Origin of the sequence: Exiguobacterium sp. s183 (genome assembly GCF_018617655.1) — a bacterium.
In the GTDB taxonomy this organism is placed as follows: Bacteria; Bacillota; Bacilli; order Exiguobacteriales; family Exiguobacteriaceae; genus Exiguobacterium; species Exiguobacterium aestuarii_A.
In genome coordinates, this window is the sequence record NZ_JACSKN010000006.1 from 125,528 (window position 1) to 144,308 (window position 18,781).

Sequence of the window (18,781 nt, forward strand, 5' to 3'; positions counted from 1 at the left end):
CGAGATTCATGACCGATTACCGGAGGAAGTCAAGGAGCGTCGGTTGGATGATCCGAGCCCCGGCAGAAAGTGCGGCGCGGTGTACCGTCTCATGCGACTTCAACTCCATGATGACTTTCTCGACGTCGATGTCTTCGTTGTCAGACATGATTGTCTTCGCGATGATCTCGTGGTCTTGTAGACGATTGTCGACGAGCTCCAAACGGTTCGCACGGGCACCGAGCTCAGACCGCTCCGTGATCAAGTTCTGTCCAATCGTATCAAGTGTCTCAAGCTGGGCTGATAAGTCAGCACCACCCGTATTTTCATCGGCGAGCAGACCGCTCAGCTGTTTCAATCCTTCAAAAAGCTCTCGTCCGAAGACGGTCTCCGGCTGCATGTTCACTTGCATCGTGATGCCTTTTGAGACTTCGAACTCAATTTTCCCGCTCGCCGTCGGAGAACCGTCCGTTCCATAAATCGACTCGAGCGTCGCCCCTGGCGCTTCATTCAAATAGTCTTTCAGCGCCTGCATGTCAATGAGCGGTTGATCCGTTTTCGTCCCGTTATAAATATACTTCTCGCCCGCCTTCGAGTTGGCGAGTGAGCCGATATGTTCGATCAACTGGTCGACCTCACTCTTGATGATTGCGCGCTGTGACGACTCGTACGTGTCGTTCGCGGCTTGCGTCGTCAATTCACGAATCCGTTTGACGGCTTCCGTGACCTCGTTCAAGGTCGAGTCTGTCATGTCCATCCAGCTCGTCGCCTCGCTGACATTACGGCGGAATTGGTCGACTTCCCGTACCTCGGTCCGGTACCGGATCCCTTGCATCGCGACGACCGGGTCCTCCGATGCCTTTTGGATCCGCTTCCCGCTGATCAGTTGTTCCTGGACGCGGGCGAGCGTGTTATAGCTACTCGATAAGTGTTTCAAGTTCGTCTGTGTGAGCATCGTCTGTGTGACACGCATCAGTCATTACCTCCCAACGACACCCATGCCGTTAATGATTTTGTCGAGCATCTCGTCGACGGCCGTGATGTTCCGTGCCGCCGCATTGTATGCATGTTGATATTGGATCATCATCGTCATCTCTTCATCGAGCGACACCGCGCTTACCGACTGGCGGCGCTGGTCCGAGCTACTCAAGAGGGCGAACGTGCTCTTCGCGAGGTTCGCGTTCTGGCTCGCCTCGACCGCCATGTTCCCGATGACGTTTTGATAGTATTTCCCAATCGATGTCGTCGTCGTGGCCGACCCGGCAAAACTTAAGGCCATCTCTTTTAAGCGTGCGAGTTCGAGTGCCCCGCTCCCATCCCCGATATTGCCGTCTTTTGAGGCAGCGATCAAGTCAAGGTTACTCATGAACGTCTCGTTCACTTCGATGTTCGACGCTTTGATGTCGGTGTTCGTGTTCGTCCCTGCGTTCACGAAGAAATCGTTTCGTCCGTCCGTCCCTGATGCATCTTTGTTCGTCATGTGTGCGTCGTTGAACGCCGTCGCGAACACGCTCGCCATCTCGTCTAAGTCTTTGAGCATCTTCGTATACGCCCCATCCGCCGCTTCAGGACCCGATTGGCTTCCGTACATCTCAACGAGTGCTCGTAATTTGCCGTTCGGCATGTCTTGGAGCGTCATCGTCTCAGCTGTCGCAGCATCTGCCGCGCGATACGCCGACTCGGTCATTTCCCCGACGCCACCCGTGATGCCATCGACCAATTTGATCGGATTCGGATTTCCTGGCACGGTGATCTGGATGTCGATCCGTCCTTCTGCGACACGTTGCGAGTTCCCACGTGTCTCCCCGTTTAAGTAATCGACGGGTACACGCTCGAACTCGATATATTGCGAGAGCTCGTCCATGTAACGGTCACGCTCGTCATATAGTTCGTTCGGCAAGACGCCAAGTGGTTCCGCGTCCCCGATTTGACGGTTCACGTTATTGATCTTCGTCAACAGGTCGTTAATCTTTTTCGATACGACGCCCGCTTCCGCTTTCAAGTCGTCTTGTACTTTCGTCAGCGACGAAGACATGTAGTTGAACGTCTCGGCGAGCGTCATCGCCCGCTGGCGAACGACGCTTCGTGCGCCCGTATCGTCCGGGTTGACCGACAAGTCCTGAAGTGACGCCCAGAACAAGTCGAGCGACTTGGCAAGACCGTTCTCAGACGGTTCGTTGATGATGTCCTCCATCCGCCCGAACGCCGCCTCTTTCGTCGCATAGAACGCGTTCTTCACCGACTCGTCGCGATACTGTTGGTCGATCATGAGATCGCGAATCCGGGCGAGCGTCTCCCCGCGTACCCCGGTCCCGAATTGTCCGGCTTTCGTCCCGCCGAAGTTGACCGAGAGTTGTTCCGTCATTCCGAGGGTGAGGCGTTGGCGTGAATAGCCAGGGTTTGAGGCGTTCGCCACGTTGTTCCCCGTCGCCTGTAACGCCCATTGGTGTGTCGTCAGGCTGCGGCGCGCCGTCTCTAGTCCCATAAATGTTGAGCCCATTCTGTACTTCCTCCTTAAACGTCACGGCTGAACGAGCGTGTTTCTAACGCCTGTTGTCCGTATGTGAAATCATCTGCTTCTGGCAAGAGCATATCCAAGTGCCAGGTAATATAACGAAGGGACTGTTCGAGAAGCGATGCGTTCAATTCGTTCTGACGCTTCAACTCGAACAAGACCGGTCTCAGTTCCTCTATCTCTTCATCGTCCAATTCATACGTCCCTTGAAGTCGTTCCGCTTCTTTTTGTGAGATTTGTCGGACGAGTTTCGCCTCTTCTTTGAGGAGCGCGCTAAAAGCGGCCATGTCATTTTGGACGAGTAGCTGTTCTTTCGTATAGGCCAATTCGAGTAAACGTTTATGTAATGTGAGCATGAGTCTCTCCTTTTTCCAAAAAAAGAGCCGACTAAAGAAAGGGGTACCCCTTATTTAGTCAGCTTCCGTGCCGTGTTATTCAGTGCGAAGGCCTCAAACGGACCTCGCTTCCATTCATCCTTGTAGAAAGCGTTTGGCGATTTCACGCGCGTCCCGTGAATACGTGCCCGCATCAATCTCTGCTTTCAAAGCGTCGATTTTTGCGAGACGGTCCGGATGTTTCACCGGTTCTTCAAACCGGGCGCGGGCTTCCGCCGAGATTGACAATTGGTCCGTTTGGCGTGATGGCGCGGGCTTCGGCTCGACTTGCGTTTTCTTTTCATAAGTGTTCGGTAAATGTACCCACTTGGCTGAATCGATGCGCATGCGTCTTCCCCCTCTTCATGATGTTAATCCAAACGATAAGCGCGAGCACTTGACGACTTCGTCAAGCTCTCTTGTAGACTAGACAGTTCCTTCTGCATATCTCTCTGGCAGTTCGAACAGACTTTCCCTTCGTTCGTCGGTTGACCACAACGTACGCAGCCGACGAGGAGTTCCGGGTTGTCCTTGATGATCAGGCGTCCTTCATGGATATATCGCGTGATATCAAGTTCCGACACACCCGTCGCTTCGACGAGGGCGCCGATGTTCGTTGATTTGTTTTCTGGTTCACGAATGAAGTCACGGACTTTCAAGAAGTTTTGGAAGTCGACTTCACTACATGATGGGCAATAAGGCGAGCGACCTTGTTTCATAAACAAGCGTCCGCACATTTGGCAAGATGCTGCATCCATTGGTTTCACCTCTGCCTTTTATATCGGACGGGTTTTTGATTTGTTTAGCGCCCGAAATAAGCAAATCGCAGAAACTTCTGTCGCACCTGCCTGTTTCAACGAAAATGCCGCCTGATGGAGCGTCGTCCCTGTCGTATAAACGTCGTCTACAAGAATGATTTTCCCACATTTCACTGAAGTTGGTACAGTGAAAGGATTCGTTCGGTGTCGTCTTTCTTCTTTCCCGAGTTCGCGTTGACTCGAAACCTCGGTTTTCTCGATCAGTTGCCGGGTCGGACCAATCTTTCGTGCGAGCACATCCGCTTGGTTGAAGCGACGCAATTGGAGTCGTTCGTCACTGAGCGGGACGGGAACATATGTCGCACCAGGTTCTCGCAGTGCCCGAAGTTTTAGTGCGACCGATGCGGCGATGACGACGTCGCCACTGAATTTGAAGCGATGTAGCCACTCGATTCCCGCCTCGTCATAGGCGTACAGGCAACGGACGGTCAAATCAGAGCCGAGCGCGAGCCAGCGGATGCAATCTGAGCACGTCTCCCCCGTCTCGTTCGGTTGACCGCAGCGCGGACAGCCTTTCCCGAGTGGCGTCAGTCGGTCCTCACATGACGGGCACACCCAGTCGCGTCGCCATAACGTGGCCGGTGTCCAAGGGACGGTCATCGGTTGGTGACAGAGAAGGCATTTCATCGACTGTTCGCCTTCACGATCGCCCGGATGGCGAGATCTTGCCGAAACGTCCGTTCTTGATAAAAGAAACAGACCTCCCCTGTCGGCGCATCCGACTTTCGTCCGGCTCGCCCTGCCATTTGGATGAGCCCCCGTGTCGTGAAGAGTCGATGTTCGCTCTCTAGCACCCCGACCTGCACGTCCCGGATCGTCATCCCCCGCTCCCAGATCGATGTCGCGAGGACGATTCCCTTCGTTTCTTGGAGCCAGTGCAGCGCGTCGGTCCGCTCCTCGGTCTCGGCCGATACCGTCCGACATGTAAACCCTGCGTCTTCTAGCGTCTTACGATATTGCTCGAGGTGAGGCTTTGTCGGCACGAACAGGAGACGCGGTTTTGCGGCGTGACGTCGACAGAAGTCAAAAACCCGTTCGTCCGACTGTTTGACGAGTGTCGGCACCGGCAAATCGAACCCGTGATAGCGACGGGACAGATGCACCGTCGAAACCATCTGTTGCCAAGCGGTCGGGGTCGCCGTGATGAAGACAAACACCCCTTTTCCGACCCGATAGATGGTGCGCCATAACGTCATGTCAAAAGCGAACGGGAAGGCATCGGACTCATCGATGAGCACATAATCAAATACGTCTCGTAGATTCAACAACAACGGTGCGGTCGCCACCGTGATCATCCCGATGGAACCTTTCTCCCCACCCCCGTAACGTCTCGTGACGGGCACGGTGAATGCTTGTTCGAGCCGTTCCACCCATTCGATGGCGACATCTTTCCTCGGGGAGACGATCAATACCCGCTTCCCTTCATTGACGACCCGCTCGATCACAGGGAACGTCATCTCGGTCTTCCCGGCTCCACACACCGCATGGACGAGACCGGTCTTCCGTTCGTCCCACCACGTGAGTAACTGACTTGCGACCCGCATTTGGGCTGGTGCGAGCTCGAACGGCATCGTCAATTCGGTCGTTTCGAGTGGTGTCGTGATGTCCCGTTCTTGTAGAAAATCACATCGGCAGATACGTCCAAGATAAAGACAGTTCCGGCAGTAGGCACACGACCCGTGATGACAGGTGAACGTCCGGACGTCCGTGCTGAGACAGCGTTGGCAGATGCCAAAACGGATGGCGCGCGACCCGTTTGATGCGACGATGAGTTCCCCCATATTCCTTTGCTCCTTTTTTCCTTTCACGCTAACAGAGTGGACGTCTGAGTACGACTCGGCTTATGGAAGACAACCGATTGACTAAACACAAATAGGACCCGACGAAAAGGTCGGGTCCTACCTGCTTATTTCTGTTTGTAGAACATGATCGCCTCGTACGGACGAAGGGACAACGTCGTCCCGTCGAGCTCAGGCACGTCGTAGTTGTGACTGACGACGCTCACCCGCTCGAAACCTTCCGGAATGGTATACGTCGTTTCCGTTCCATAGAAGTTGGCGACGACGAGGAGCTCCTCGCGGTCCGTCTTCCGTGTATATGCCCAAACGTCTAACGAATCAGGCGTGAGGAGCGTATAGTCCCCGTCCGTCAAGACGTCAAGTTCTTTTCGTAATGAAATCAAGTTCTTGTAGTGGTAGAACACCGAGTTCGGGTCATCGAGCGCCGCTTCGACGTTCACGTCCTGGTAGTTCGGTGCCACGTTGATCCACGGTGTGCCGTTCGTGAAGCCGGCATGTGTCGTCGCATCCCACTGCATCGGCGTCCGCGAGTTGTCGCGTGACTTTTGTTTGATGGCTGCCATCATGTCTTCATGCGACACACCCTCTTCGCGTTTCAACCTATAGTTGTTGAGCGTCTCGATGTCACGATACTCGTTCAAATCATCGAAGCCAGGATTCGTCATCCCGATCTCTTCTCCTTGATAAATGTACGGTGTTCCTTGGAGTCCGTGGAGCACGGTCGCAAGCATCTTCGCACTCTCGACGCGATGGTTCGTGTCGTTCCCGAAACGGCTGACGACGCGCGGTTGGTCATGGTTGCACCAGAAGATGGCGTTCCATCCCTTCCCGTGCATCCCTTGTTGCCACGTCGACATGATGTCTTTCAACTGGATGAAGTCGAACGGGGAGGCGACGAACTTCTCGCCGTTCGGGTAGTCGACTTTCAAGTGGTGGAAGCTGAACGTCATGCTGAGCTCGTTCTCGTCCGGGTTCGAATAGCGCACGCAATGGTCGAGCGTCGTCGACGACATCTCCCCGACCGTGATGACGTCATGCCCGTCAAATACTTCTCGGTTCATCTCTTTCAAATATTCATGGATGTGTGGCCCGTCCGTGTAGAACTTCCGACCGTCCGACTCGTCTTCCGGGAAATCTTGTTCTTTTGAGATCAAGTTGATGACGTCGAGACGGAACCCTTTGATTCCTTTCTCGCGCCAGAAGCGCATCATCTCATAGACGTCTTCACGCATCTGTTCGTTCTCCCAGTTCAGGTCGGCCTGAGTCACGTCGAACAAGTGGAGATAGTATTGCCCGCTCTTCTCGTCATATTCCCACGCGTTCCCACCGAACTTCGATTCCCAGTTCGTCGGCTCGTCGCGCCAGATGTAGTAGTCACGGTACCGCTCGTCTCCCGCCAATGATTTCTGGAACCATTCATGGTCTGTCGACGAGTGGTTGACGACGATGTCCATCATGAGGCCAATGCCCCGCGCCTCTGCCTCACGGATCAATTCGTCGAGGTCTTCCATCGTGCCGTAAGACGGATCGATGGCATAGTAATCACTCACGTCATAGCCGTTGTCGTGTTGAGGTGACTGATAGACAGGCGTCATCCAAATGTATTCGATGCCGAGTTCTGCCAAGTAATCTAGCTTCGCCGTCACCCCTTTGATCGATCCGGTCGCGTTTCCTTCCGGACTGTAAAAGCTTTTCGGGTAAATTTGATAGACGACTGATTTGCGCCAATTTTTCTGTGTCATCAACGACATCTCCTTTTTTGTAAGAGTTTTCATTTCAATAGGAAAGAGGGAAGAACTGCCGTCCCTCCCTCCCGAGTCAATGCTTATGCGACTTTATTTTCTTCGATTTCACCTTTCTTCATGTAACGCTTCGACAAGATGAATGTGAGCGCGAACGGTACGATGATCGCGATGATCATCCCGACGATGAAGAGAAGGATTTTGTCTGTGAAGATTGAGAGGAATCCAGGGAGTCCTCCGACACCGATTGCGATTGCTTGAACATCATTCAATGTGATGAAGATGGCTGCGATCGCTGACCCGATCATCGCAGAATAGAACGGGAATTTATTCGGCAAGTTGACCCCGAACATCGCCGGCTCCGTGATCCCGAAGTAAGCCGAGATTGCTGAAGTCGATGCCATGCTCTTTTGTTTCGCGTTGTGCTTGTAGACGAAGAACATCGCGAGTGCAGCAGAACCTTGCGCGATATTTGAGAGTGCGATCATCGGCCAGATGAACGTACCGCCTGTATCTGCGATCAACTGAAGGTCGATGGCGATGAACAAGTGGTGCATCCCTGTGACGACGAGTGGTGCGTAGAACAATCCGAAGAGGAGTGCCCCAACGACCGGTACGGCTTCAAACGTGTTGACGAGTCCTGTCGCAATCACATTACCAATTCCACGTGTGATTGGTCCAACGATTGCGAGTGCGAGGAATCCAGTGACGACTATTGTCGTGATCGGAACGACCAAGAGTTGAATTGCGTTCGGTACACGTTTTTTCAAGAACATCTCAATTTGGCTCAAAATATAAGCCGCAGCGAGAACCGGCAAGATTTGACCTTGATATCCGACTTTCTCAATCTCGAACAATCCGAGGATATCGAACGTCGGTACTTCTCCTTCAAGTGCCGCTGTCCCGTAGCCCCAAGCGTTTAAGAGGTCCGGGTGGACAAGCAAGAGACCCATGACAATCCCGAGCACTTCGCTTCCGCCGAAACGTTTCGTCGCCGACCATCCGACAAGTGCCGGTAAGAAGACGAATGACGTGTTCGCCATCATGTTGATGAGGTCCCAAAGTCCTTGTAAGTTCGGATAAGCCTCGATAAGCGTTTGCCCGTCGATGAAGAGACCTTCAGAAGCAAGTAAGTTGTTGATCCCCATGAGGAGACCGGCCACGATGATGGCTGGAATGATTGGCATAAAGACGTCAGAGAAGACTTTGACGAGTTTTTGAAGCGGATTCATTTTTTTGCCGCCTGCGGATTTGACCTCGGCGACCGTTGCCGCTTCGAGTCCTGCGAGTTTAATGAACTCGGCATAGACACGGTCGACATCACCGGCTCCGATGACGATTTGATACACGCCCGAGTTCTCGAACGCCCCTTTGACGAGATCGACTTCTTTCACACGCGCCTCATCGACTTTTGACTGGTCTTTGAGGGAGAGACGGAGACGTGTCACACAGTGTGCGGCTTTGTCCACGTTGTCTTTGCCGCCGATCGCTTCAAGGATGTCTGCGGCAATTTGACGATAATCTGCCTTCATGTTTATTGTCCTCCTTTGTTTGAAAACTTCAAATGAAAACGGTTACTTATGAGTACAAACAAAGTATAACTTATCTATATAAGTTAAGTCAACAACTTATATATACAAGTTTAAGTGAAGGTACTGTGACTAGATTCATTGTAAAAAATTCCCTTAATCGAGTTCACGTAAACAAAAAACCTCTTCCTGTTCGAAAGAGGTTTTAGCGCCGGGCGACGTCACTGAACTGGAACTTGTCCAAGCGGTGACGCGATTCCGTATATTCGAATTGTTGTCCTTCATATAAGAACGTATCGTTCGTGATGACGATGACATATTCATAGTCATGCAAATCAAGACGCATCCGGTCGAGCTCGGTCACGTCCTCCGCCGCAATCTTTCGTTTGGCGTAGCTGATCTGTAAGCCGAGCTCTCCTTCGATATAGCCATAAATCGAACGAGCAGCGATTTCTTCTGTCAATCCAGGAACGAGGTCTTTGACGAAATAGTTGATATCGAGGATGACGTTCTCCCCGTCAAAGTTTCGGACGCGTTCGATGCGAAACACATGCGTTCCCGGTTTCAAGTTCATCCGTTCGACGAGCCAAGATGGGGCCTCCATCTCTTCGAACGCCGCAACGTGCGTCTGGATGGAGCGACCGAGCATGCTGGCGTACACTTCTGAGAAACTGACGATTCCATTGAATTGAAACTCGATCTGGTCGCGCTTCAACACAAAGACACCTTTCCCGTGGTGCTTCCGGACGTACCCGTTTTCCTGTAAGAGATCGAGTGCCTTTCGGACCGTCCCCCGACTTGCCTCGAACTGATGCATCAGCTCCGTCTCCGACGGGAGTTTCGAGTCTGCAGGTCTCGTGCCGTTCCGCATCTCTTCTGCCAACCGCTCAAATATTTGGCGATATTTCGCCATCGCATTCCCTCCTCCATTGAAAAAGACGACCAAAAACGGTCGTCTTGTGGTTTACCATTCGCGACGATACCAAGTGATGCCGATTGCACCAGGTCCGAGATGCGTTCCGATGACCGGACCGAAATGGCTTCCCGAGATGTGTGCTTTCGGGAACTTCTGTTTCATCGAAGCGATTTCTTCCGCCTGACGCTCCGGGCAGTTGGCGTGAATGATTCCGATACAGTATCCCTCACCGTCACCTGCGATCGACTCGTCCATCATTTCTTCGATTCGACGTACAGCCTTCTTATACGTACGAATCTTCTCAAATGGGACAATCAACTTGTCTTGGAAGTGAAGGACCGGCTTGATTTGTAAGAACGAGCCGACGAGCGCTTGCGCGGCGCTCAATCGTCCACCACGTTGTAGATGATCAAGATCATCGACGACGAAATAGGCGCGAATCGAATCACGGACCGTCTCGAGTCGGGCGATGATTTCTTCCGGCGTGGCGCCTTTGTCACGGAGGTTTAACGCCTCTTCGACCATGAACGCTTGCGGCATACAAGAAATCTCAGAGTCAAACGCATGAACGGTCACGTCGACCATATCATTTAACGCGACCATCGACTGGTATGTTCCGCTGATGCCACTTGAGAGTGTGATGGCAATCACGTCCGTCACATTATCCGGCAAATTCTCAATCAACTCGACCGTCTCACCGATGACCGGTTGTGACGTTGTCGGCAGTTTCCCTGCCTCGATTCGCTCATAGAACGCCTCCGTCGACATATCGATCGACTCGCGGTACGACGCGCCATCGAAGATGACACTGAGTGGAGCGACATGGACGTCATGTCGTGCCAAAAAATCATCCGACAGATAGGCGGTACTGTCGGTTAAAATCGCAATGTTTCCCATACTATATCCTCACTTTACGTCGTTTCATTTTTCCAATTATGTTAGGATTCCATTCCATATTGTAACACAAAAACGAGGTAAAGCATCGGTGACGCTCAAATCTCGACCCATCCCCGGCGAATCGCATCGACGACCGCTTGCGTCCGGTCGTTCACATCCATCTTACGGAGGACAGAGGACACATGGTTTTTAACCGTTTTTTCACTGATGAACAACATGTCACTGATGTCTCGGTTCGACCGACCATCCGCGAGAAGGTGCAGCACCTCGACCTCACGACGTGATAACAGTTGATACACCGGGTCATCCGTGCGACTCTCGACGCCACGACCCGCTTGTTCCCCTTTGAATTGTAAAAGGCGACGGTATTCTTTCAAGACGTTCGTCGTCACTTTCGGGTGTAGGTAAGCCCCGTCCCGAGCGACGGCACGGACCGCCGAAATCAATTCGGTCGACGCCACTTCTTTTAAGAGAAAACCAGACGCGCCCGCTTCGAGCGCATGCGTGATATACGACTCATCATCGTGGATCGAGAGGATGAGGACGCGTGTCTCCGGTGACAGGAGCGACAGTTGCTTTGTCGCCTCGATCCCGTTCATGTCCGGCATGTTGATGTCTAAGATCATAATCTCCGGTTTTTGTTCGCCGGCGATGCGAATCGCCTCGCGACCCGTCCGTCCTTCTGCGACGACCGTAAATTCATCTTCTAAATCAAAAATCCGCTTCAATCCTTCGCGGAACAGTTCGTGATCATCCACGATTGCAATGCGTGTCTGTGTCATTTCCATGTATGTCTTCCCCCTTGTTCTCTCACGGAATCGGAATCGACATGCGGACGACCGTCCCCTTGCCGACTTCCGAGTCAATGGTGATACTTCCGTTCACCAACTCAATTCGCTCACGCATCCCGACGATCCCAAACGACTCTTCGCCAATCGAACTCGGTTCGAAACCGATGCCATAGTCGCGGATGTGAAGGTGAATCACATCGCTCGCCTGTTCGACATTGACGATGATTTCTGGCGTCTTGGCATGCTTGATCGCATTTTGTACCGCTTCCTGCACGAGACGGAACACGTTGATTTCTAACTTCTCCGGCAGACGGGCACGTGACCCGCGATAGTTGAGACGCGTCTTGATGGCTGTATACTCTTCCGTTTGGTGGAGATAGCGCTCGAGCGTCGGTAAAAAGCCTAAATCGTCAAGCGACATCGGACGCAAATCGTAAATCAGGCGACGTACGTCAACGAGTGCTCCACGAATCAACTTTTTCAATTCATGTAATTCGGCAAACGCTTCATCTTTCCCTCGTTTATCAAACGTCTTTTCAATCAAGTCGGCACGAATCAAAATGTGGGCAAGCGATTGCGCCGGTCCGTCGTGCATCTCGCGAGCGAGGTGACGTCGTTCACGCTCGGCCGCTTCGAATACACCGATGGCCATCTCCTGCTTTTTCATCATATCCGAATATTCTTGTTGCAGGTCGTCCCGTAAGAAGTTCAAGACGACGCTGACACGACCAATCAACTTTTCGGCACGTTCGATCGTGTCCTCTAAAATAAGAAGACGTCGTTCTAGATCGTTACGACGTTGCTGGGCCGCCATCTCTTCTTTTTGAACGAGAAACCGCTCCAGTTGCATCTGATTCGCCCGTTCATAGGCGTCACGAATTTCTTGCTCACTATGTATATGAAACTTTTTGCTGACTTGAACGAGCTTGGCTTTCGCGGCTTTCACGAGTCGGTCGAGTCGATCGGACTCCTCGATGTAGAACTCGATTTTATCCGTCAATTCTTTCAACTCGTTTTGAATCGCAGAATATTCAGTTGATGAACTTTCGGTTATACGGACAATCTCCTCTTTACTTTCCGTCACCGTATCAATCATATTTGTTATGATATGTTCTAAAGCTGTCCGATCGGTAATATGATTCACGATGCCATCCCCTAATAGTTCGGTAGTTAATCCTCATCTATCCTTATATATCGTCCACTTGAAAACAGGTTTACAGTGAACATGAGAGATTTTCTATAAATTGCATTCGCCAATTGAAGCGTGTGTGCCTACTTGAATTCTAAAAAAAATATTTAAAAATAGAAAGGAGAATTTTCAGAAATGTCTATTGAGTCAAATTATACTATAAAACAAAGTGGAACATACGAAGTCGTCATACAAAAGTCAAAATTTATCGCCCACTTCAAACGTGTCGAAACCGAGGAAGAGGCGCAGTCGTTTATCCAAGGCATCAAAAAAGAGCATTGGAACGCGAACCACAACTGCTCTGCCTACATCATTGGGGAACGAAACGAGCACCAGAAAGCGAACGATGACGGGGAGCCGAGTGGTACAGCGGGCATGCCGATGCTCGAGGTGTTGCGGAAACGTCACCTCAAAGACACGGTCGTCGTCGTGACACGTTATTTCGGAGGCATCAAATTAGGCGGAGGCGGACTCATCCGGGCATACGGTGGGACCGTCAGCGAAGGACTCGATGCGATTGGGATTGTCGAACGCTTGCAAATGCAGCAATTGACGCTCACCGTCGACTACACCTGGATCGGCAAAGTCGAGAATGAATTGCGTCAGTCCACCTACTTGCTCGACGATATCTCGTACGCCGACCTCGTCACGTTTCACGTTTCAGTACCCGTGGAAGAGACAACTGTAGCGCTCGATTGGCTGACAGATATGACGAACGGTCAAGGTGCGCTACAAACCCACGATATCCGCATCATCGAACGTGATTTCAAACGCTGAAACGCCTATACTAAAAGAAACAACTGAAATGAGGAATCCACATGGAAACACCCCCACGCAAGAAAAAGTCACCTTGGAAAATCGTCCTCATCGTGTTGGGTGTCGTCTTGCTGATCGGCGGTTCTGCTTTCGGCTATTTTGTCTTCAAAGCGAACGAGACCGCCGAGAACGCGAACAAAGAGTTGGATCGTGGCGACAAGTCAGAGCGTCGCGACGAGACAATCGATTTGACGAAAGACCACTTCTCCGTCCTGTTAGCAGGGGTCGATGGCGGCGCCTCGCTTGAAGAAGGTCGAAGTGATTCGTTGATGGTCGCGACATTCAACAAAGAATCACGTCAAGTGACACTCGTCAGCATCCCGCGCGACTCGTATGTCGACATCATCCTTGATGAAGGAGAACCATTCAAAGACAAAATCAATCATGCGTATGCTTACGGCGGCATCGATACGACGATCGCGACCGTCGAGAACTTGCTCGACATCCCCATCGACTACTATGCGACCATCAACTTTGATGGCATCGAAGACCTCGTCGATGCGGTCGGAGGCGTCGAGATTGACGTCCTTATCCCCATCTCCGGAAAAGCGACCGGAAACGTCGAGTTAGAACCAGGCGTTCAAGTGTTGAACGGAAAAGAAGCACTTGCCTACGCCCGCATGCGAAAACAAGACCCTGCCGGTGACATCGGTCGGGCCGGTCGACAGCAACAAGTCATCGAGGCCATCATCAACGAGGCGACGACGATCAACTCGTTCACCAAGTTGAACCGGATCATGAACGCGGTCGGCGAGAACATTCGAACGAACATGTCCTTGTCGGAAGCCTCACAGCTTCAACCGTATACAAAATCGCTCAAGTCGTTCAATCGCGAAACACTTGAAGGAACCGATTTGACGTTGAACGGTGTCTATTATTATGAGCTCGACCCCGCTGACTTACGGGACGCGCAAGCCCTTCTCCAAACGGAGCTTGGAATGCCCGTCACGGCGGACGAACCATCCACCGATGAGACAGACGACTCGATGACCGAGACGACGATTTACTAAAGAAAACGGCCGATATCGCTAGGCGATACCGGCCGTTTGTTTATGTCCTTGGTCGACCGAGGAGTCGCCGGGACGTTCGGATGATGGGTTTATAGTTCGGATGAATGAGTTCTGTCGATTCGACAATCAATTCGATGACGATCAGGACCACGACGAACGTGATGACAGCACCGAGCATTGTCGTCTTCGCAAACAAGATCGATGAGATGCCGAAGAATAGCGTCATCCCATACATGAGCAAGACCGCTTGGCGCGTCGTGAAGCCCATGTCGATCAACTGGTGGTGCATATGCGACTTGTCCGGTGACATCGGCGGTCGACCTTGGACGAGCCGACGAACGATCGCGAAAATCGTATCCGAGATCGGCAACCCGAGCAAGAGGACCGGGACGACGAGAGAAAACAACGTCACGTTTTTAAAACCGATTAGTGAGAACACGGCGAGCATATAGCCGAGAAACAGCGCTCCTGTGTCCCCCATGAAAATCTTCGCCGGGTAAAAGTTGTGGACGAGAAAGCCGAGCGTACTCGCAAGTAACAATAAAGCCATCATCGTCAAATAGACGTTCCCTTGAATGATTGCCAAGACGGCAATCGTTCCGAGGGCAATACTCGAGACACCCGCGGCGAGCCCGTCGAGTCCGTCAATCAAGTTGATCGCGTTCGTGATTCCAATCAACCAGAGAACCGTGACCGGGATACTCCATGACCCGAGGTACAGTTGCTGATCAAACGGGAGATTGACGAGCTCGATGCGCATCCCAGAGTTCAAGACGACGACCGTCGCAATCATCTGCCCCATCAACTTCACACGGGCAGAGAGCTGGAAACGGTCATCAATCAGTCCGGTCAGGAGAATCACGACGGCCCCGATCAAGATGGCGTCATTATAACGACTCGTCGGGAGCAGCAGCGCATAGCCGATGAAGAAGGCGATAAAGATCGCCAGACCACCGATTCGTGGCATCGTCCGTAAATGTACTTTTCGTGCGTTCGGATGATCGACTGCACCGATAAAGAATGCGAATCGACGAACGAGCGGTGTAATCAAGATGGCCATTACAAAACTGACCAACATGGCAATCCATAGCATGGGCCGACAGTTCCTCTCTCAAAAAAATAGACTCTGGCGAATTATATCATATTTTGAATCGATGAGTTGTTATCAGTCCGTTTACAACAAAAAGCCGATGGGGCGTTCCCCATCGGCTCAAGCTTATGAAAATGTCACGGCTACTTCTTCTGCTGGTTCATATGTATAGAGGCCGCGGCCAATCTTTTTGATCTCTGGGTTGACCCCTTCAATCTTCACCATCAATTGGTAAATGTTGCTAATGTGATGGCGGTAACGAAGTTCGAGTTCCATTTGGATATCACGTACGCTCATCGTCTGACGCTCTTTCAAAAGATCCGTCACTTGATGAACATATACTTCGAGCGGATAACGCTGATTTACACGACGTGGACGTAGGCGTTTTGATGCATCAGCCGTTGAGTCTATGTCCTCTTTGTCTCGACTCAGTTCCGCAATCAAATATTCCGCACGACGTTGCAATTGACGGTACGATTCTTCGATTTCCATCAATTCTCGATAAATGTGTTCATTCACATTCGTAGATTCCATACACAAATCCCCTTCTACATCCAATTAATTTTAGGAATTCCCTATTTTAAATCAGTAATTCCTAATAATCCCTTGATATCTTCTATAAAAGTGTAACGGATTTGTAATGTACTTGTCATCTCTTTTTGGGCAATATTGTCTATTCGGGACTTTTGGACTATAAAAAGACGGCGACTGTTCGGGGCAGTCGCCGTCTCACGGAAGATGATTGTAGTCCATTACACGCGAGCGCATTCGAGGATGCGATCGAGTGAAAGTTCGTCGGTAGAAGCGACGATGAGGTCTGCATGACCAAGCATCGATTCTTCCCCGACGGCGACAGCAAACATGTTTGCCGCTTTGATTGCAGTTACGCCGGCAGCCGCGTCTTCAACGCCGATGGCGAGTTCGGGTTTCACGCCAAGGGCAGAAGCGGCTTTCAAAAACACTTCGGGGTGTGGTTTTGACTGGGCGACAGTTGCTGCATCGACAATATGGTCGAAGTAATGACGGACACCTAGTGCGTCAACGACCGCAAATGCGTTCTTTGAAGCAGACGCCATTCCGATTTTAAGTCCCGCCTCTTTGATTTCATCAAGGAATGAAACGATGCCAGGAAGAAGATCGTCAGATGAGATATGTTGAATGAGTTCAACGTAATGCTCGTTTTTCTTTTGGGCGAGTTCTTCTTTCTCTTCCGGCGTGAAATCGTTCTGTTTTCCGCCGAGCGTAAGGATCCGCTCGAGCGATTCAGTCCGACTCACCCCTTTGAGCGTTTCGTTGAATTCGCGGTCAAATGGAATTCCGAGCTCTTCACCGAGCTGCTTCCAAGCGAGGTAATGGTACTCTGCCGTGTCAGTGATGACACCGTCCAAATCGAAAATCACTGCTTCAATCGTTGACATACATGCTTTCCGCCTTTCCTTCAAATGCTTGTGTCGTCAGACTACATTTAGGGAACTTGACAAGTACCCGTCGCACGTTTGGTCAATGATGCAAACGGTTGCACTTGTTCGATTTCTATTATAAATGAAAACGTTATCTTGATGCAACCGTTTTCGCAAAAATCAAAAAAAGAGAAGAGCTCTCTGCTCTCCCCTCTCTTTTACAGTTGAATCCCTACGACTTTCACGTTCACCGAACGTGGTGTCATCGCAAGCATCGTATCCATATCTTGCGTGATTCGCTCTTGAACCGCCGTCACCGTTTTGATGATTGACTGCCCATATGCGATATAAAGTGACAAGTTGATCGTGATGCCTTCTTCTGACTCATCGACTTTCACATGCTTCATGAGCGCACGCTCTGACAATTTCGTGTCTTCTTGCGTGAACGATACGTGTTTCGTTTCTTTGACCGCGACTGCGGCGATCATTTCTACGACGTGACGTGAGACGTTCACGTCACCTTCTGTACTGTGCATTCCATTTTCGTATGGCATAGGGTCACTTCCTTAACTCTAGTTTCGTTTCCTCTTTATAAAGTGTAGCGGAAATGGAGCGTTTAGAAAAGACTTTACCCTTTCACACCCTTTGTATTTTGTACGCGCCTCACGTCAATCTCGACGAGCGGACGTAAAAGACGGACCATCGGCGGACTGATAATCACAAGCACCATCACGAATGCGACACCAAACAAGACAAGCAATTGCATCCAGGACGTCGGCATGAATCCAGCCGGCACGAACGCCTTCCAGGCGACGACAAAGAATACGTGAACGAGATAGACATATAAGCTATATCGACCAGCCCTCGAGAAGACTGGTAATTTTCGTCCCGGAATGATGAGCGCGAAACTGATCGACATGAGGAGCGACACCGTATAGACGATCAAGAATGCGAACGGTCCACTCCACATTGCTTCCGGCACCGCCGTATCATAGGCGAAGCGGAACTTGAACAAGTTTCCGATGTGATAGAACGCGTCGGCCTGTTGGACGCGCATGGAAATCAACAGGCCAATCGTCAAGGTGACAAAGACGATCGCTCCCCCAATCCGGTAGCGGTTCCGTTGTTCGGCCCGTTTCGGCAATTCAAAGAAATTGAGTGTGTTCCGTTCGGACATCCAGTTCCCAATCAAGAAGAACGGATAGAACATGATCACTTTTCGTAACGCGAAATAGCCGGTCGCCTCAGCCTGGAACCCGAACAAGAGCGCAAATAGAAGCGCGTATAGGACATACCCTTTCAGCTGCGTCACGTACGGGGTAATGATGTACCAGAAGATAATCGCCATCAAATACCAGAGTGCCCAATACGGTTTCAACAGATTCAGTCCCGGATTCTCCAGCGAGAAAATCGGGATGCCTTCTGTGAAAGCGAACCATGACCCGAGAATGACTTGCCAGATGACGTAGACGACGAACAATTGGATCACACGTAAATAACGGTTCTCCCGATAGAAGTAACCGCTTAGCATAATAAATAACGGCATATGGAAGGTGTACAGGAACAAATACACCCATTTCGGAAGAATATCGTCGTATACGCCGCGGACGTCCGTCAACAGGTGACCGAACACGACGAGCAAGACGAGTACTCCCTTAATATTGTCATACCAATAATTTCTCATAACATTCCCTCTAGTTCTTTATGATGATTGCGATGAAGCTGACCTTCATGTTTTCACGTTCAATTCGCACACGGACTGCATGGAAGGTCAGATGGAAAAATCCCTCACCTATCATAATCGATTCCCTCGCCAAGTGAAATTACGTTTCAACAAAATTTTCATGTCTTCACTGTCATCATTCCCATAATTCGCGTATTGCAAGCCGAAACGTCAAAAAATCCTCACGATTCAG

20 protein-coding genes are annotated in these 18,781 nt (G+C 51.1%); 2 read left to right on the forward strand and 18 right to left on the reverse strand.

The window, feature by feature from the left end:
- Window positions 1-16 precede the first annotated feature (16 nt).
- The 13 genes from flgL to KNP62_RS15755 form a co-directional block, all read right to left on the reverse strand.
- Window positions 17-952 (reverse strand): flagellar hook-associated protein FlgL, encoded by a 936-nt coding sequence (gene flgL, locus KNP62_RS13560; RefSeq protein WP_214785915.1) that lies wholly within the window; start codon window positions 950-952, stop codon window positions 17-19.
- A 6-nt stretch (window positions 953-958) separates the two neighbouring features.
- Complete coding sequence (gene flgK, locus KNP62_RS13565) at window positions 959-2,479, reverse strand: flagellar hook-associated protein FlgK (RefSeq protein ID WP_214785917.1); 1,521 nt, start codon at window positions 2,477-2,479, stop codon at window positions 959-961.
- Between the two features lie 14 nt (window positions 2,480-2,493).
- Complete coding sequence (gene flgN, locus KNP62_RS13570) at window positions 2,494-2,850, reverse strand: flagellar export chaperone FlgN (RefSeq protein ID WP_214785919.1); 357 nt, start codon at window positions 2,848-2,850, stop codon at window positions 2,494-2,496.
- A 114-nt stretch (window positions 2,851-2,964) separates the two neighbouring features.
- Window positions 2,965-3,216: a flagellar biosynthesis anti-sigma factor FlgM gene (locus tag KNP62_RS13575; RefSeq protein ID WP_074033759.1), complete on the reverse strand. Its 252-nt coding sequence runs from the start codon at window positions 3,214-3,216 to the stop codon at window positions 2,965-2,967.
- Window positions 3,217-3,239: 23 nt separating this feature from the next.
- Window positions 3,240-3,626 carry a flagellar protein gene (locus KNP62_RS13580; RefSeq protein ID WP_074033761.1) on the reverse strand — a complete coding sequence of 129 codons (387 nt, stop codon included), beginning with the start codon at window positions 3,624-3,626 and terminating at the stop codon, window positions 3,240-3,242.
- An 18-nt stretch (window positions 3,627-3,644) separates the two neighbouring features.
- Window positions 3,645-4,313, reverse strand: coding sequence for a ComFC family protein (locus KNP62_RS13585; protein WP_214785921.1), 669 nt, complete (start codon window positions 4,311-4,313; stop codon window positions 3,645-3,647).
- Entirely contained in the window at window positions 4,310-5,467 is a 1,158-nt protein-coding gene (locus tag KNP62_RS13590) for a DEAD/DEAH box helicase family protein (protein WP_214785923.1), read from the reverse strand. Before KNP62_RS13590 ends, KNP62_RS13585 begins: the two co-directional genes overlap by 4 nt.
- Before the next feature lie 125 nt (window positions 5,468-5,592).
- A complete protein-coding gene (treC, locus tag KNP62_RS13595; RefSeq protein ID WP_214785925.1) occupies window positions 5,593-7,227 on the reverse strand; it encodes an alpha,alpha-phosphotrehalase in 1,635 nt (544 codons plus the stop codon).
- 83 nt (window positions 7,228-7,310) lie between these two features.
- Window positions 7,311-8,759, reverse strand: coding sequence for a PTS system trehalose-specific EIIBC component (gene treP / locus KNP62_RS13600; RefSeq protein WP_214693690.1), 1,449 nt, complete (start codon window positions 8,757-8,759; stop codon window positions 7,311-7,313).
- 202 nt (window positions 8,760-8,961) lie between these two features.
- Window positions 8,962-9,669, reverse strand: coding sequence for a trehalose operon repressor (gene treR, locus KNP62_RS13605; protein ID WP_214785927.1), 708 nt, complete (start codon window positions 9,667-9,669; stop codon window positions 8,962-8,964).
- A 51-nt stretch (window positions 9,670-9,720) separates the two neighbouring features.
- Window positions 9,721-10,569 carry a DegV family protein gene (locus tag KNP62_RS13610; protein WP_214785929.1) on the reverse strand — a complete coding sequence of 283 codons (849 nt, stop codon included), beginning with the start codon at window positions 10,567-10,569 and terminating at the stop codon, window positions 9,721-9,723.
- Between the two features lie 95 nt (window positions 10,570-10,664).
- Complete coding sequence (locus KNP62_RS13615; protein WP_271305325.1) at window positions 10,665-11,357, reverse strand: response regulator transcription factor; 693 nt, start codon at window positions 11,355-11,357, stop codon at window positions 10,665-10,667.
- A 22-nt stretch (window positions 11,358-11,379) separates the two neighbouring features.
- Window positions 11,380-12,504, reverse strand: a complete 1,125-nt coding sequence (locus KNP62_RS15755) for a sensor histidine kinase (RefSeq protein WP_214785931.1) — start codon at window positions 12,502-12,504, stop codon at window positions 11,380-11,382.
- A gap of 180 nt (window positions 12,505-12,684) precedes the next feature.
- Between KNP62_RS15755 and KNP62_RS13625 the strand changes: the two genes are divergently transcribed.
- Both KNP62_RS13625 and KNP62_RS13630 read left to right on the forward strand, forming a co-directional pair.
- Window positions 12,685-13,326, forward strand: coding sequence for a YigZ family protein (locus KNP62_RS13625; protein ID WP_214745866.1), 642 nt, complete (start codon window positions 12,685-12,687; stop codon window positions 13,324-13,326).
- Between the two features lie 41 nt (window positions 13,327-13,367).
- Window positions 13,368-14,375 (forward strand): LCP family protein, encoded by a 1,008-nt coding sequence (locus tag KNP62_RS13630; RefSeq protein WP_214785933.1) that lies wholly within the window; start codon window positions 13,368-13,370, stop codon window positions 14,373-14,375.
- Window positions 14,376-14,415: 40 nt separating this feature from the next.
- On the opposite strand, the gene KNP62_RS13635 is transcribed toward KNP62_RS13630, so the two are convergent.
- The 5 genes from KNP62_RS13635 to KNP62_RS13655 form a co-directional block, all read right to left on the reverse strand.
- Window positions 14,416-15,468 (reverse strand): glycosyltransferase family 4 protein, encoded by a 1,053-nt coding sequence (locus KNP62_RS13635; protein WP_074033780.1) that lies wholly within the window; start codon window positions 15,466-15,468, stop codon window positions 14,416-14,418.
- Window positions 15,469-15,591: 123 nt separating this feature from the next.
- Window positions 15,592-15,999: a Rok-like winged helix domain-containing protein gene (locus KNP62_RS13640; protein WP_214785935.1), complete on the reverse strand. Its 408-nt coding sequence runs from the start codon at window positions 15,997-15,999 to the stop codon at window positions 15,592-15,594.
- 218 nt (window positions 16,000-16,217) lie between these two features.
- Window positions 16,218-16,883, reverse strand: a complete 666-nt coding sequence (pgmB, locus tag KNP62_RS13645) for a beta-phosphoglucomutase (RefSeq protein WP_214785937.1) — start codon at window positions 16,881-16,883, stop codon at window positions 16,218-16,220.
- 200 nt (window positions 16,884-17,083) lie between these two features.
- Window positions 17,084-17,419, reverse strand: coding sequence for an Asp23/Gls24 family envelope stress response protein (locus KNP62_RS13650; protein ID WP_074033784.1), 336 nt, complete (start codon window positions 17,417-17,419; stop codon window positions 17,084-17,086).
- A 74-nt stretch (window positions 17,420-17,493) separates the two neighbouring features.
- Window positions 17,494-18,549 carry an acyltransferase family protein gene (locus KNP62_RS13655; RefSeq protein ID WP_214785939.1) on the reverse strand — a complete coding sequence of 352 codons (1,056 nt, stop codon included), beginning with the start codon at window positions 18,547-18,549 and terminating at the stop codon, window positions 17,494-17,496.
- Window positions 18,550-18,781: the final 232 nt, after the last annotated feature.

Bases quoted from the DNA above. Each gene is read 5' to 3' on its own strand.
- treC (WP_214785925.1), bottom strand. From the start codon at position 7,227: ATGACACAGAAAAATTGGCGCAAATCAGTCGTCTATCAAATTTACCCG.
- KNP62_RS13610 (WP_214785929.1), bottom strand. From the start codon at position 10,569: ATGGGAAACATTGCGATTTTAACCGACAGTACCGCCTATCTGTCGGAT.
- KNP62_RS13635 (WP_074033780.1), bottom strand. From the start codon at position 15,468: ATGCTATGGATTGCCATGTTGGTCAGTTTTGTAATGGCCATCTTGATT.
- flgL (WP_214785915.1), bottom strand. From the start codon at position 952: ATGCGTGTCACACAGACGATGCTCACACAGACGAACTTGAAACACTTA.
- treR (WP_214785927.1), bottom strand. From the start codon at position 9,669: ATGGCGAAATATCGCCAAATATTTGAGCGGTTGGCAGAAGAGATGCGG.
- flgN (WP_214785919.1), bottom strand. From the start codon at position 2,850: ATGCTCACATTACATAAACGTTTACTCGAATTGGCCTATACGAAAGAA.
- flgK (WP_214785917.1), bottom strand. From the start codon at position 2,479: ATGGGCTCAACATTTATGGGACTAGAGACGGCGCGCCGCAGCCTGACG.
- KNP62_RS13615 (WP_271305325.1), bottom strand. From the start codon at position 11,357: ATGGAAATGACACAGACACGCATTGCAATCGTGGATGATCACGAACTG.
- KNP62_RS13590 (WP_214785923.1), bottom strand. From the start codon at position 5,467: ATGGGGGAACTCATCGTCGCATCAAACGGGTCGCGCGCCATCCGTTTT.
- KNP62_RS13650 (WP_074033784.1), bottom strand. From the start codon at position 17,419: ATGCCATACGAAAATGGAATGCACAGTACAGAAGGTGACGTGAACGTC.
- KNP62_RS13630 (WP_214785933.1), top strand. From the start codon at position 13,368: ATGGAAACACCCCCACGCAAGAAAAAGTCACCTTGGAAAATCGTCCTC.
- KNP62_RS13625 (WP_214745866.1), top strand. From the start codon at position 12,685: ATGTCTATTGAGTCAAATTATACTATAAAACAAAGTGGAACATACGAA.
- KNP62_RS13640 (WP_214785935.1), bottom strand. From the start codon at position 15,999: ATGGAATCTACGAATGTGAATGAACACATTTATCGAGAATTGATGGAA.
- KNP62_RS13575 (WP_074033759.1), bottom strand. From the start codon at position 3,216: ATGCGCATCGATTCAGCCAAGTGGGTACATTTACCGAACACTTATGAA.
- KNP62_RS13585 (WP_214785921.1), bottom strand. From the start codon at position 4,313: ATGAAATGCCTTCTCTGTCACCAACCGATGACCGTCCCTTGGACACCG.
- KNP62_RS13655 (WP_214785939.1), bottom strand. From the start codon at position 18,549: ATGAGAAATTATTGGTATGACAATATTAAGGGAGTACTCGTCTTGCTC.
- KNP62_RS13580 (WP_074033761.1), bottom strand. From the start codon at position 3,626: ATGGATGCAGCATCTTGCCAAATGTGCGGACGCTTGTTTATGAAACAA.
- pgmB (WP_214785937.1), bottom strand. From the start codon at position 16,883: ATGTCAACGATTGAAGCAGTGATTTTCGATTTGGACGGTGTCATCACT.
- treP (WP_214693690.1), bottom strand. From the start codon at position 8,759: ATGAAGGCAGATTATCGTCAAATTGCCGCAGACATCCTTGAAGCGATC.